Source organism: Marinobacter bohaiensis, assembly GCF_003258515.1.
Lineage (GTDB): Bacteria > Pseudomonadota > Gammaproteobacteria > Pseudomonadales > Oleiphilaceae > Marinobacter_A > Marinobacter_A bohaiensis.
This window is the reverse complement of the sequence record NZ_QGEH01000001.1, coordinates 1,499,858-1,513,674: the sequence shown is the minus strand read 5'-3', so window position 1 is coordinate 1,513,674 and position 13,817 is coordinate 1,499,858. Positions and strand designations below refer to the sequence as shown.

The window sequence follows — 13,817 nt, the reverse complement described above, 5'->3', positions numbered from 1 at the left end:
ACCCCACTTCATAATATGGCCAACAATCTTCAAAGACGGCTGAACTGGCGGCCCCAACCCCCTGAAAAACGAGGTTTTCGCAATGGAAGTCAATCGCGCTCTTTTTGATGACGTCATGGTGCCCAACTACGCCCCGCCCGAAGTCATTCCGGTTCGTGGCGAAGGCTCCCGCGTCTGGGATCAGGAAGGCCGCGAGTTCATCGACTTCGCCGGCGGTATTGCGGTGAGCTGCCTGGGCCACTGTCATCCGGCGCCGGTCAGGGCCCTGCAGGAGCAGAGCGAGCGAGTCTGGCACCTGGCCAACGTGATGACCAACGAACCGGCCCTGCGTCTGGCTAAGAAGCTGACCGACGCCACCTTTGCCGAGCGCGTCTACTTCGCCAATTCCGGCACCGAAGCCAACGAAGCGGCCCTCAAGCTGGCCCGTCGCTGGGCGTTCAACGAGTACGGCGAAGACAAGAGCGACATCATTTCCTTCGAACGCAGCTTCCACGGCCGCACCTTCTTCGCGGTGAGCGTAGGTGGGCAGAAGGCCTATTCCGACGGTTTCGGCCCCAAGCCGGGCGCCATCCATCACGCCGTCTATAACGACCTGGCCAGCCTGGAGGCGGTCATTTCCGACAAGACCTGCGCCGTGATGATGGAGCCGCTGCAGGGCGAAGGCGGCATCATCGACGCCGACCCCGAGTTCATCCGGGGCGTGCGGCAGCTGTGCGACAAGCACAACGCCCTGCTGATCTTCGACGAAGTCCAGACCGGCGTGGGCCGCACAGGCCACCTCTACGCCTACATGGACAGCGGCGTCACCCCGGACATCCTGACCACCGCCAAGGCCCTGGGCGCCGGCTTTCCCATTGGCGCCATGCTGACCACCGCCGCCATTGCCAGCCACCTGAAACCCGGCACCCACGGTTCCACCTACGGCGGCAACCCGCTGGCCTGTGCCGTGGCCGAAGCCACGTTCGATACGGTCAACGACCTGACCCTGCTGGCCGGTGTGCGCAAGCGCCACGACCTGTTCAAGGCTGGCCTGGCGTCGATCAACGCCCGCTACGGCATCTTCAGGGAGGTTCGCGGCAAAGGCCTGCTGATCGGTGCGGAACTGGTGGACGAGCACGCCGGACGCGCCAAAGAGATCCTGCAGGCGGCGATGAGCGAGGGGCTGCTGTGCCTGGTGGCCGGCGCCAACGTCGTGCGCTTCACGCCGTCCCTGCTGATTCCGGAAGCCGACATCGAAGAAGGTCTGAACCGCTTCGAGGCGGCCATCGACAAGCTGTTCGGCCAGGTGGCGAAAGCCGGCTGAAGCGACGCGGAGGACGCACCATGATCATTCGCCCGATTGAGCACAGGGATCTGCCGGCCTTGCAGGCGATTGCGAAGGAATCCGGCCCTGGCTTCACCTCACTGGTGGACGACCGGGATTTCCTGGTGCAGAAGATCCAGCATTCCATCGACAGCTTCGACGCCGAGGTATCGTTACCCGGCGACGAGGGCTACCTGTTCGTGCTGGAAGATCCCGACTCCGGCGAGGTGATCGGCACCACCGGCATCGAAGCAAGTGTCGGCCTGAACAGCCCGCTGTACCATTATCACAAGAGTCAGGTGGTGCATCATTCCCGCGAACTGGGCCTGTTCAAGCGGGTAGACGTGCTCAATATGTGCAACCACTACACCGGTTGCTCGGAGATCTGCACCCTCTATCTGCGCCCGCAGTTCCGCCGCCCCAACGCCGGCAAACTGCTCTCCAAGGTGCGCTTCCTGTTCATGGCCCAGCATCCGGAGCGCTTTGCCGACACCGTCATCGCCGAGATGCGCGGAGTCTCCTGCGACAACGGCGAATCGCCCTTCTGGAACTGGCTGCGCCACCATTTTGTGGACCTGGAGTTCGGTCAGGTGACGCAGCTGGTGGGCGCCGGCAACAACGGCTTCATCGCCGAGCTGATGCCCAAGTACCCGCTCTACACGCACTTGCTGAGCCCCGAGGCCCAGTCCGTGATTGGCCAGGTTCATGACAAGACCCGGCCGGCACTGAAGATGCTTGAAGCGGAAGGCTTTCGCCACAAGGGCTATGTCGACCTGTTCGACGCAGGCCCGACCGTGGAGGCCGAACGCGACCGGATCCACAGCGTAGCGGATTCCGTCGCCTGTCGCGTCCAGGTGATCGAGGACGGCACCTCCGCCTTCAAGCCCCGGGCGGATCAAAGCAGTCAGGCGTTCCTCATTGCCAACGCCGACGTGCGGAGCTTCCGCGCCACCGTGACCGACCAGGCCAGCTACCTGCCACAGCATAACCTGCTACAACTACCGTCAGCACTCGCCGAATCCCTGGGGCTGCGCGATGGTGGCAACGCGCGTTTCATCCCGATGGCGGTGGCTGCCAACCGCGGCCTGCCCAGTACCGACAGCGCGACCACCACTTCGCAGTCCCAACAGCAACAGGAGCTCAAGTATGCACTCTGACCGCGATACCCTTTTCGAGAATCTGTGGAACAACTACCGCGAAGTGACCCCGAAAGCGGAGGAAATCCATCGCATCCTCGGCGGTACCCAGGGCAGCGAGATCGTCAACGACCACATCGCCCTGCGCACATTCAACCTGGACAGGGTAAACCTGGACAAACTGGCCGCGCATTTCCTGGCCCTGGGCTACACGGAAGGTGGCGAGTACCACTTCGAGGCCAAGAAACTCTACGCCAGGCACTTCGAGCACGAAGACCCGACCGCCCCCAAGGTATTCATTTCCGAGCTGCTGGTTGAGCAGTTCTCGCCGGAGCTGCAGAAGGCCGTCCACGAGATGGTGGACCAGGTGCCTGACGAGGCCGTCACCGCTGATGACTTCCTGTACTCCGGTACCCACTGGCAGGTGGATTACGCTACCTACAAGCAACTGCTGGATGAGAGCGAGTACGCCGCCTGGATGTCGGCCTGGGGCTATCGCGCCAACCATTTCACGGTCAGCGTGAATCAGCTCAAGCAGTTCAGGACATTGGAGGAAGTGAACCAGCTTCTGAAAGACGAGGGCTACACCCTCAACAGCTCGGGCGGGGAGATCAAGGGATCGCCGGAAGAGCTGCTGGAGCAGTCCTCGACCATGGCGGACAGAGTGGAGGTATCCTTCCGGGATCAGAAGGCAACGATCCCCAGCTGCTTCTACGAGTTCGCCCTGCGCTACCCCAAGCCGGATGGCCAACTCTATTCCGGCTTTGTGGCCGCATCGGCCGACAAGATCTTCGAGAGCACCGACGCCGGGATGTGATCGTCAGCACAGCTGCCGGGAGCGGATACGAAAATGGGGCCAACAGATGGCCCCATTTTCGTCTGTGGCGCCCGAGTGATCAGGCTTTGCGGCGACGGGTCGCGCCGAGGCCTGCCAGCCCCAGACCCAGCAGCGCCAGGGTGGCCGGTTCCGGAACGGAGGTTGCGGACATGCTGGCGATTGAGAAATCGCTCTGGTTGTTACAGCTGCCCGCGCCGCAATCGCTGGAAGCCAGCGCCTCATAGGACAGCGAGGACAGCACTTCGGTACCGAACAGTGCGCCCAGGTCCACGGTCGCTGCCGCACCGGCAACCGCCTCGGTTGCGCCGAGGATCAGGCTGTTGCTGAGCACACCGTCAATGAACAGCTCAAGCACCAGGTCGTTGGTGCTGGTGTAGGTGTTCTGGATGGTAGCCGTGCTGGAACCGCCGCCCAGGAAGGTCGCGGTCAGACTGGCCACTTCTTCGTAGTCACCGTGTTCCGGGCCGTCGAACAGGAAGGCCAGTGTCGTGCCTTCAAAGGTGAAGCCCGTGTCGGATGACGCGGTAACACTTTGTCCAACATCGATTTCATTGCCACCAGCGCCCGTGCTAACACCGGCACCGGTCACACCGTCAACGGTTTTCAGACCCAGTGAACCGCCGCTCGCGGTAAAGCTGATACCACCGGCCGACCCTGACACGATATCCGATGCGCTGATCTCGGCGGCCGACAGATCGGCGGCCCAGAGACCGGAACACATCAACGCAACTGCTAGGGATGCACGCAACTTCATGATTCTTACTCCTTCCTTGAAAGAAATTCCCCTGGCTCAATGCGAAACCGGTGCCATGTCCTCAGGCCACTGTTTTCACTGGGTTTTAAGGATGAAACACAGATGCACTGTAAATAAAGCCGACGCCGCTGATAGCCACGAGCCGGTCGAAAACCTCTATACCGACGCCAACAGGTCAGCGTCCCAGTGGATCAGCAACGGCTCCCTTCCCCTTGTCGTCCAAGGTCTACCGGGGCAATACTGGGAAAAGAAAGAGGTTTGTTCGTATACCTGAGCAGGACCTGGAGCGTCTCCAGGCGACCCGGGAGAGACTGTTAACCTGGGTTAACACCTGATTAGAATTTCGACAGGGCAGGCATGACGGGACGACGAACGCGCTGGATTGAAGGAGCGCTTTGCCCGCTGGAAGCGCCACGTTTTCTGTGCGACGAGATGCTGCGGGGCTTCGGCCAATGGCTGCGCGTGGCCGGCTACGACACCACCTCCCCCGCCAGCGGCACTCAGGATCGGGACGTGCTGGGCACCGCGATCCGCGAGAACCGCTGGCTGATCACCCGGGATCGGGAACTTGAGCTGCACCGCAACGCCCCGCACTACGTGCTGTTGCTTGAATCCAACGGTATGGATGCGAATTTCCGCGAGCTGACCCGCCGACTGAACCTGAACTGGCTGCACGATCCATTCTCCCGCTGCAAACGCTGCAATACGCCGCTGCGAGCCGGTCAACTGCCGGGTAACGACCTGGAGGAAGCCGGTGACCGTCGAGTCTTTTGCCACTGTCCCGGGTGCCGACATGTCTACTGGGAAGGCAGCCACGTGCGACGCATGCGGGCACGCCTGCTGAGTTTTAACCGCTGGCGCACGCCCACCCGCTTCCTGCCCGGCAACAGCCCGCTGGCGGACTACCCAACGAGCTGACGCCGGTCAGTCGTCGGCGCCAATGGAACGGATCACGCGGCAGGGATTGCCGGCGGCAAATACGTCGGCAGGAATGTCCCCGGTAACAACGCTGCCTGCCCCGATGACGGAACGCGCGCCGATGGACACTCCGGGACAGATGATGGCACCGCCGCCCACCCAGACGTCGTCATCGATGGCGACTGGCTTGCCGGACTCCAGGCCCGTGCGGCGCTCGGCGGCAGAGAGAGGATGTGTCGCGGTGTAGATCTGCACCGCCGGGCCGAACAGCACGTGATTGCCGATGGTCACCGGGCAGACGTCCAGCACGACACAGTTGAAGTTGAAGAAAACGTCACGCCCCAGCGTGATGTGGCTGCCGTAGTCGCAGTAGAACGGCGGCTCGATCCAGACGCCCTCGCCGGCCGATCCGATCAACTCGCCAATGAGGCGGGTCCGCTCAGCCTGCTGGTCCGGTGAGCTGGCATTGAGGGCCCGGGTCAGCAGGCGGGCGCGGCGCTGATCCGCCATCAGCTCCGGGTCCTTGGCGCTGTACAGCTCGCCCGCCAGCATTTTTTGTTTTTCCGTGGGGCTCTTGGTCATCGTGACCTCCTGGTCCGGTTGGCAACGTCAATCGGGCCAGTCTAGCAGGACGGACCGTCCTAGGCAGACGTTTTGGACAACACCCCGAACCCGGACACACGCCGCTCCACCGCTTCAAAGGATGTGATCCGGTGGTGATCGCGATCCCACAGGTTATTGCGCAAGGCTTTGGGCACATCGCGCAGGGTAATCCGCGTGACGTCCGCAAACAGGTGGGCATAGGCCCGATGACACTCGGCCAGCCGGTAGTTCGGAATCGACGCCGACAGGTGGTGGACGTGATGGTAGGCGATATCGGCGGTGAACCAGTTCAGCCAGCCCGGCAGGACCAGGAAGCTGGTGCCTTCGACGGCGGCCCGGCTGTAATCCCAGTTGGACTCGTCCGCCGCCCAGGAATCCTCGAAGTTGTGCTGCACCGTAAACAGAATGATCCCGCCAGCACCGGACAGCGACAGACTGGTCAGATAGATGACGAAGAAGACCAACGGCCCGACCGCCGCGCACATCAGCGCCCAGAGGCTCAGCAGCACCAGGTTGTTGGCGGTCATGTGCCGGTAGTCCTTCCAGGTCTTCCAGTAACGTGGCTGGAACTCACCGGCGATCGAGCGCATCGACCGCGTCGGCTGGCGCAGTTTGCCGCGCAGGATAAAGGCAAGCAGCGCCAGGCTGCCTTTAAGCCAGGTGTAGCGCGGGTTGAATATCAGGTAGAGGAAGCCACCCAGCGGCGCCACGGCAATGTGACGCATCAGGCGGTAGCGGGTCTGCTGGGCCGGTGTCAGCGCGTTGAATTCATCCAGCGACAGCGTCGCCAGCGGCCCACGGTACTGATCCCAGTTCCCGTTGGTGGCATGGTGGAAAGCGTGATTCTTCGACCACACGTACTGCGGCATGCCGCAAACCACGCCGAGCAGGAATCCGGCGCGCCGGTTGTAGGCGATCTTATCGAACAGCGCGTTATGGCCGCAATCGTGCATCAGTACGAAGACACGGAGCAGGAACAGGCACAGGACGCCGATACAGCCCGCGGTGAGCCACCAGGAGACCGCAACGCTCTCGACGGCCAGATACCAGAACAGACCATACGGAACCAGAGTGGTGAGCAGTTGCCAGAGGGCAATGGCATTACTTTTGGCGGAAAAACGCGCAATGATTTCTTTCTTCTTATCGGCTAACGCCTGTAGATCGGACATGATTGATGTACTGCTTGTGAACCCAAACTTTCCCTCCAAACGGCACCATTCCCAAGTTGGCGCGCAGCCGTTCCCTTCCATGGACGGCCAGGACGGCCCGTCCATCGACCATACGATCAACAGAAACCGGCAAGCCCTTACACCGTTGGCCTCGCTGTTGTCGTCATTTTGAATGTGCAGGCGGGACAGACGGTGAGATGCGCCAAACTAACACGTCACTATGGCAATAGATACGAAATACAATAACTTATTTGGAAACGCTTTGTTTCTGTGTGATGGGCAGCAACCCGCTACGCCGTCGATAGCACCGCCACTGATCCAGCCGTACCGGGCAAGCGGCCACCCGTGACACCTCCACAATGCCTGGACTTTTCGGCAACCGTATTCAGTCACCGCGCTGGTATATCGCGGTCTCCCGGTAATGCCGATCGACGTCCAGATCCTCCACCGTCTCCACCGCTTCGATGACGTCGATATAGGCCGAAGGAAAACCATGCTCCCGGGCGCCGGCCAGAACGTGCTGCTTGTACCAGCCGTAGGGCCGGTAACCCGCGTCAATGTCGGAGGCCACGTAGAGCCAGACCCTCCGTCGGCTTGCGTCGCCGAGTTCGACAACCACCAGCTTCTCGTCATAGCCATGGCCCAGGCCTTCAATCCGATCCAGCACCCGCTTGCCTTCGTCCGACACGTCATAGATCACACCCAGGACACGATCTCCCCTATCGCCGGTGTATAACGCATCACACTTCCCGGATCCGTCACGACGGCTGACCTTGTGAAAACACAGGCGGTGCTCCGGCAGGCTGGCCACCGCGACCGGTTCGGCCTCGGGAACCCTTGCCTGCAACCGGGCGCGAGACAGGTTGGAGCCATAGGCAAAATAGAACATTGTGCGTTTCTCCCATCGTTATCAATGCAGGTTTTCAACATGGCGTCTTCAATGCGGCTTTCTCAATAAAGGCTTTCGGTACCGCGCCCGCCATATCGGGAGCCGATTGCGCAATTTTGTCCAAGCGTCGCCCCCGCTCCGGCGTTACAGTATGGATGAAACGGGCCAGTCTCCCATGAGGGAGACAGCCCATGAGCAGACCGGCGTCCAGGGGAAGAACGGTGAGTGTAAGGGTGGAACAGGACAGCCAATTTCGCTTCATCCGGAGCCAGCATCTGCCGGAAGTGACCGCGCTGCAGGCAAAGATGGACGGGTTTACCTACGACAAGCACGCCCACGAGGAATACGCGTTTGGCGTGACCCTCAGCGGTAGCCAGGATTTCTTCAGCAACGGCAGCTTCCACCGCAGCCCTCCGGGCAAAGTGATCCAGCTCAGTCCGGACGAGGTGCATGACGGCCACTCCGGCGGCGACGACCCGCTGAGCTATGTCATGCTGTACATCCACCCGGGGCAGATCGAGCCGCTGATGACAGACGCCGCCGGACGCACGCGCATCGGCGACATCCACTTTAACGAGACGCTGCTTGACGACCCGCTGCTGCGCGACCAGATCATCGGACTGGTGCGCCTGATCGCCGACAACGTGGGCAGTCGCATCGAGCAGGAACACGCCCTGTTCCAGATCGCCTCGCGTATGGTGCAACGTGTCGGCTCGTTCGAGATGGACGCCGTGTCCAGGCGCCCCGACGTGTTGCTGGAACGGGCCAAGGACTTTATCCACGACTGCATCGATGCCGACCTGTCTCTGGAAGACATCAGCGCAGCGGCCCACCTCTCGAAGTACCACTTCCTGCGACTGTTCCGGCGCCAGTTCGGCATCACCCCGCACCAGTACGTGATCAACTGCCGCATCAACGCCGCCCGCTCGGCGCTGGAGGCCGGCGAGTCGGTCAACGATGTGGTCCACCGTTACGGGTTTTCCGACCTGAGCCACTTCAACCGACGCTTCAAGCGCATCTATGGCATGACGCCGACGAGCTACCAGCAAAGCATTGGCGCCTGACGCCAACGTCACGCGACGACCTTTTCAGGAAACCACCATGATCGAGATCCTCGCCTACGCCATAGGCGTGATGTACACGCCTGGGCCTGTGAATCTGCTCGGCCTGAACGCGGGCATCCACGGCCAGTTCCGCAGCTCCGCCGGCTTTTACGTCGGTGTCGGCAGCGCCATGCTGATCCTGTTCCTCGGGTTCGGCCTGCTTGGCGGGGCACTGGTGCACAGCAGGAGCCTGGTGTTCGTCAGCCTGGCCGGCTGCGGCTACATCGCCTACCTGGCCTTCAAGATACTCAGGGCCAGTGTCGACATCCGCACCGAAGCCAGCGCCAATGCCCTGCGCTTCCTTGACGGGCTGTTTATCCAGCTCCTCAATCCCAAGGGCATCGTCGCGACCCTGCCCATCGCCACCATCCAGTTTCCCGGCGCCGGCATTCACGGCCCGGCGGTGGTGGGCTGGTCCTGCGTCCTGGCGGTGCTGGCCGTGGGCGCTCCCGGCAGCTACGCCCTATTCGGCAAACTGCTGGGTCCACGCGTCGGCAGCCCGGTGTTCTTTCGCTGGTTTAACCGGGTGATGGCGGTGTTGTTGCTCTACGTGGCGGGCTCTATCGGCGTGGAATACGTCTGGCCGGAGTTGGCCGGCTGATCCACTCAGATCAGCCGATAATGCTGCAACAGATACAACCCCGCCATAATCGTGGCCACCGAGAGTACCGTGGAAATGGCGATGATGTTGGCGGCCAGCTTGTCGTCGCTGCCAGCGGCCCGCGCCATGACGTAGCTGACGGCGGCGGTGGGACTGGCCAGGAACAGGTAGAGCATGCCCAGATCCCGGCCTTCAAAGCCCACCAGCCAGGCCAGGACGGTGAAGAGCACCGGACTCCAGAGCACCTTGATCAGGCTGGCGCTGATGGCCGGGCGCCCCGAGTCCAGCAGTGCGCCCAATGACAGCGAGCCGCCGATACAGACCAGCGCCAGCGGCAGCGTCATGGATGCCAGGTAGTCGCCGGACACCATGATCCACTGGGGCAGTGTCACGCCCGCCCAGGAAGCCAGCAGTCCCGCCAGGACGCTGAGAATCAGCGGATTCCGGGTCAGGTTGGCGACCACCGACCGCAGGTTGGTCTCAAACGTGGGGCTGTAGATGCCCAGCACTACCACCGACAGGACGTTGAACAACACAATGCCAATACCGGCAATCACACCGCCGGTGGACAGGCCATAGTCACCGTAGTAGCTGGCCGCCAGCGCCAGGCCGACGATGCCGCAGTTGCCCCGGAACGCCCCCTGCACGTAGACGCCGCGATCGGAACGCGGCACCGAACGCATGGACCAGAGCCAGGAGGCGGCGAACGTCAGCAAGGTGGCGAGGTAGAAATAGCCGATCAGCTTCGGCTGAAACGCGGTACGCAGGTCAGCACGCAGAATCGAGAAGAATAACAGCGTGGGCATCAGCACCCGGAAGCTGAGATTCGAGGCGGTGCCGATAAAGGCATCGTCAATCAGCTGCAACCGTCGCAGGACCAGCCCCGCCAGCAGCATGGCGAACACCGGCCCGGTGACGGTGAAGACCTGGGCGAAAAGATCCGTCTGCATCGCTCAGCCTACACCGGTGAGAGCAGCGGACGCCCTGCGAAGTGGGCCTTCACATTGTCCACCACCCGCTGCGCCATGGCATTCCGGGTTTCCACGGTGGCACTGCCGTTGTGGGGCTGGAGCACCACGTTGTCCATGGCGAACAGGGCTTCCGGCGCGTTGGGCTCGTCGGCGAACACGTCCAGCCCGGCGCCGGCAATCTCGCCTTCCTGGAGTGCTCGGACCAGGGCCGCTTCATCCACCACCGATCCCCGGCCGATGTTGACGAGATAGCCGTCCGGGCCCAACGCCCGCAACACGGCCGAGCCCACCAGATGTCGCGTGGCTTCGCCCCCGGGCAGCACGATCATCAGGAAATCGACCTCCCCTGCCAGGGTTTCCAGATCGGCATACCAGGGATAGTCGACATTCGACTGCTCGCGCCGGCCGTAGTAAGCCACCTCGATACCGAACACCTCCGCCCGCCGGGCGATGGCTTTGCCAATGCGCCCCAGCCCGGCAATGCCGAGCGTCTTGCCACGGACACAGCGACTGAGCGGCATATTGCCCTCGCGTTGCCAACGGCCTTCCCGCACCCAGCGGTCGCCCGCCACCAGGCGTCGAACGGTGGCCAGCAGAAGCATCATCGCCATGTCCGCCACATCGTCGTTGAGAACGTCCGGCGTGTTCGCCACCAGCACGCCGCGATCGTGGCTGGCCGCGACACAGAGTCCGTCCGTGCCGACGCCCTGGGAGGACACCAGCTCCAGGTTCGGCAACCGGGCGAGCAGGTCTTCGCTGAAGCCCGCGCTGTTGCCGGTCACCACCGCGCGAATCCGCGGGCCGACGTCGGTCAGCAGTGCGTCAGGGTCTTCAGCCAGATCCAGGCGGTGCAGTGTAACGTGTCGCTCCAGCTCGGCCATTTGTGGCGCGCCGCTGGCAGCAACAATGAGAACGTCCGGTTTTTCCATCACGCTATCCCTCGCGGTTCAGGGCGGTCCGGACGGATGTCCAGAGACACGCCCCACAACGAAAAAGGCCCCGCGGACGCAGGGCAAGGAGAGGATCGTCTAAGCCGGGCGTCGGCAAACGACACCCGGCCTGTCTCCATCAACGGGGTTCAGGATCAACGCTGGTCCTGGCCGTCCACCAGCCGGCGAATCGACAGCGGGTTGCCGTCCCGAATCGCCTCCGGCAGCAGCGCCTCGGGCAGATCCTGATAGCAGACCGGACGCACGAACCGCTGGATCGCGGCAGAGCCCACCGAGGTGGTGCGGCTGTCGGACGTGGCCGGGTAAGGTCCGCCGTGAACCATGGCGTGGCACACTTCGACGCCGGTCGGGTAGCCGTTACAGAGGATCCGGCCCGCCTTGCGCTCCAGCACCGGCAGCAGTTGGCGGGCGACATCGATATCGCCGTCGTCCAGCTGCAAGGTCGCGGTCAGCTGGCCTTCCAGATGCTCGGCGACGCGGGCGAAGTCGTCCGCACTCTTGCAGGTCACCACCAGAGAGGTGGAACCAAAGACCTCGGCGGACAGGCTCTCATCGGCGATAAAGTCATCCGCCGTGGTGACGAACAGCCCGGCCTGGCACTGGTTGGGCTGATCGCTGCCCTGACCACGCGCGGCCTCCGTCACGCGGCCATTGCCGCTGAGCTGATCGACGCCCTTGCTGTAGGCCTGATGGATACCCGGTGTGAGCATAGTCTGGGTGCCGGCTTCTTTCAGGGTGGCCGAGGCCTTCTCCAGGAAGCGGTCGAAGTCGTCGCCTTCCACAGCGAACACCAGCCCCGGGTTGGTGCAGAACTGGCCGGCGCCCATCAGCAGGGAACCGACCAGGCCTTCGGCGATGGCTTCTCCACGGGCCTTCATGGCTTCCGGCATCAGGAAGACCGGGTTGATGCTGCTCATCTCCGCGTACACCGGAATCGGCTCGGGGCGATTGGCGGCGATATTCATCAACGCCGTACCACCGGAACGCGAACCGGTGAAACCGACCGCCTTGATCTGCGGGTGCGCCACCAACGCCTGGCCCACTACGTTACCGGATCCAAAGATCAGCGAGAAAACGCCCTCGTGCAGCTCACACTTGGCCACGGCTTTTTGCAGGGCACGACCGACCAGCTCCGAGGTACCCGGGTGGGCCGAGTGGGCCTTGACGATCACCGGGCAGCCAGCCGCCAGCGCCGAGGCGGTGTCGCCACCGGCCACGGAAAAGGCCAGCGGGAAGTTGCTGGCGCCGAAAACGGCAACGGGGCCCAGCGGGATGTTGCGCATACGCAGGTCCGCCCGCGGCAGCGGCTGGCGGTCCGGCATGGCCGGGTCGATGCGGGCGTCCAGGTAGTTGCCGGCGCGAACCACCGAGGCAAACAGACGCAGCTGGTTCATGGTGCGGCCGCGCTCGCCCTCGATGCGGGCACGGGGCAGACCGCTTTCCGCCATGGCGCGCTCGACCAGTTCGTCCCCCAGCGCGAGGATTTCGTCGGCACAAGTTTCCAGGAACACGGCCCGGGCCTCCGGGCTGGTGTCGCGGTAGCTGGCAAACGCCGCGCGGGCCAGCTCGGCAGCGCTGTTCACATCCGCTTCGGTGCCGCCGTTGAAGGCCGGCTCAAGTTTCTCGTCCGTCGCCGGGTTGATGGCCTGGATCGGGCCGTTGGTACCTTTTACGGCGCGCGCGCCGATGAGCATTTCGCCAAGAATAGTCATGTGTCTCTCCGTTAACGAGTGTCCGCACTCCGGGCGAGCCGGAGCCACGTTCATTCAGGCCAGAAGACTGAGAAGGTCCAGCGGTTCAGGTTCGGTGGTTACTCGAATGCCTGACTGGTCCGGTATTTCTCGTAGAGGTGATAGGCACGGTAGAGGTGCGTATGCATCGCCTTTCTGGCCGCTTCGGGCTGTCTCGATTGGATGGCGTCGAAGATCTCGCGATGCTCCTGCCGCACCCGGTCCAGATACTGCTCGGTGGCCGGGTGATCGAGACTGGTATTGACGATCTTGGCTCTGGGGATGATGTTCTTGTTGAACTGCTCGTAGAACTGCCGGAAAAACGGGTTCTTGGTGGCGTTGGCGATGCCCAGGTGGAAAGCCAGGTCCTCGTCCCGCGCCAGTTCCCCTTTTTCCAGCGCCCGGTCGAAGCGATCCAGGCATTGTTCGAGCTGTTCGAGGTCCTGATCGTCCCGGCGCAGCGCGGCGAATTCCGCCGCCTGGGTCTCGACACTGAGACGCAGTTCCAGGATGTTCAGGATGTCCTCAACGGCCGTCGGATTGATGGTATAGGCGTACAACGTTTCCGCCGGCTGGCTGCGGATGACCGTGGTCCCCACACCGCGCCGCGTCTCGACCAGGCCCAGCGACTTGAGCTGGGTGATCGCCTCGCGCACCACCGTGCGGCTGACCTCGAACATGTCGCACAGCTTGCTCTCGGTGGGCAGTTTCTCGCCCACGGGAATCTGTCCCTGGGTGATCATCTGCTCCAGTTGTGACGCGACATGTGCGCCAAGGCTGCCCGTGCGTTTGACGGGTTGAACCTTGAGGGTGCTTCCGGTGGTGCCCATTTTTGTTGTGTCCATCATCAAT

The 13,817-nt window shown here is 62.8% G+C and carries 14 protein-coding genes; 6 read left to right on the top strand and 8 right to left on the bottom strand.

The features are described from left to right. The first annotated feature begins 82 nt into the window (after positions 1 to 82). From DKK67_RS06760 to DKK67_RS06750, 3 genes are read left to right on the top strand one after another with little or no spacing between them, the layout of a single operon-like run. Positions 83 to 1,303, top strand: a complete 1,221-nt coding sequence (locus DKK67_RS06760) for an aspartate aminotransferase family protein (RefSeq protein WP_111495626.1) — start codon at positions 83 to 85, stop codon at positions 1,301 to 1,303. A gap of 20 nt (positions 1,304 to 1,323) precedes the next feature. Then, positions 1,324 to 2,460 (top strand): arginine N-succinyltransferase, encoded by a 1,137-nt coding sequence (astA, locus tag DKK67_RS06755; RefSeq protein WP_111495624.1) that lies wholly within the window; start codon positions 1,324 to 1,326, stop codon positions 2,458 to 2,460. After that, positions 2,450 to 3,256: a DUF1338 domain-containing protein gene (locus tag DKK67_RS06750; RefSeq protein WP_111495622.1), complete on the top strand. Its 807-nt coding sequence runs from the start codon at positions 2,450 to 2,452 to the stop codon at positions 3,254 to 3,256. Before astA ends, DKK67_RS06750 begins: the two co-directional genes overlap by 11 nt. 79 nt (positions 3,257 to 3,335) lie before the next feature. Here DKK67_RS06750 and DKK67_RS21790 read toward each other — a convergent pair whose 3' ends face one another. Beyond that, positions 3,336 to 4,031, bottom strand: a complete 696-nt coding sequence (locus DKK67_RS21790; protein ID WP_111495620.1) for a PEP-CTERM sorting domain-containing protein — start codon at positions 4,029 to 4,031, stop codon at positions 3,336 to 3,338. 357 nt (positions 4,032 to 4,388) lie between these two features. On the opposite strand from DKK67_RS21790, the gene DKK67_RS06740 reads away from it, so the two are divergent. Beyond that, a complete protein-coding gene (locus DKK67_RS06740) occupies positions 4,389 to 4,949 on the top strand; it encodes a DUF5615 family PIN-like protein (protein WP_111495618.1) in 561 nt (186 codons plus the stop codon). 6 nt (positions 4,950 to 4,955) lie between these two features. Here DKK67_RS06740 and DKK67_RS06735 read toward each other — a convergent pair whose 3' ends face one another. From DKK67_RS06735 to DKK67_RS06725, 3 genes are all read right to left on the bottom strand, one after another. Continuing rightward, a complete protein-coding gene (locus DKK67_RS06735) occupies positions 4,956 to 5,531 on the bottom strand; it encodes a sugar O-acetyltransferase (RefSeq protein WP_111495616.1) in 576 nt (191 codons plus the stop codon). Between the two features lie 59 nt (positions 5,532 to 5,590). Next, positions 5,591 to 6,721, bottom strand: a complete 1,131-nt coding sequence (locus tag DKK67_RS06730) for a fatty acid desaturase (protein WP_111495614.1) — start codon at positions 6,719 to 6,721, stop codon at positions 5,591 to 5,593. 385 nt (positions 6,722 to 7,106) lie between these two features. After that, a complete protein-coding gene (locus tag DKK67_RS06725; protein WP_111495612.1) occupies positions 7,107 to 7,610 on the bottom strand; it encodes a gamma-glutamylcyclotransferase family protein in 504 nt (167 codons plus the stop codon). Between the two features lie 191 nt (positions 7,611 to 7,801). Here DKK67_RS06725 and DKK67_RS06720 point away from each other — a divergent pair, with 191 nt between their 5' ends. Beyond that, the gene (locus tag DKK67_RS06720) at positions 7,802 to 8,674 is read left to right on the top strand and encodes a helix-turn-helix transcriptional regulator (RefSeq protein WP_207950618.1); all 873 of its coding nucleotides are present in this window, start codon (positions 7,802 to 7,804) and stop codon (positions 8,672 to 8,674) included. 37 nt (positions 8,675 to 8,711) lie between these two features. Then, entirely contained in the window at positions 8,712 to 9,314 is a 603-nt protein-coding gene (locus tag DKK67_RS06715; protein ID WP_111495608.1) for a LysE family translocator, read from the top strand. Positions 9,315 to 9,319: 5 nt separating this feature from the next. On the opposite strand, the gene DKK67_RS06710 is transcribed toward DKK67_RS06715, so the two are convergent. From DKK67_RS06710 to DKK67_RS06695, 4 genes are all read right to left on the bottom strand, one after another. After that, entirely contained in the window at positions 9,320 to 10,264 is a 945-nt protein-coding gene (locus DKK67_RS06710) for an AEC family transporter (RefSeq protein ID WP_111495606.1), read from the bottom strand. Positions 10,265 to 10,272: 8 nt separating this feature from the next. After that, positions 10,273 to 11,214, bottom strand: coding sequence for a 2-hydroxyacid dehydrogenase (locus DKK67_RS06705; RefSeq protein ID WP_111495604.1), 942 nt, complete (start codon positions 11,212 to 11,214; stop codon positions 10,273 to 10,275). A gap of 155 nt (positions 11,215 to 11,369) precedes the next feature. Beyond that, complete coding sequence (locus DKK67_RS06700; protein ID WP_111495602.1) at positions 11,370 to 12,947, bottom strand: aldehyde dehydrogenase (NADP(+)); 1,578 nt, start codon at positions 12,945 to 12,947, stop codon at positions 11,370 to 11,372. Between the two features lie 98 nt (positions 12,948 to 13,045). Further along, positions 13,046 to 13,810: a FadR/GntR family transcriptional regulator gene (locus tag DKK67_RS06695; protein WP_228160527.1), complete on the bottom strand. Its 765-nt coding sequence runs from the start codon at positions 13,808 to 13,810 to the stop codon at positions 13,046 to 13,048. Positions 13,811 to 13,817 lie beyond the last annotated feature (7 nt).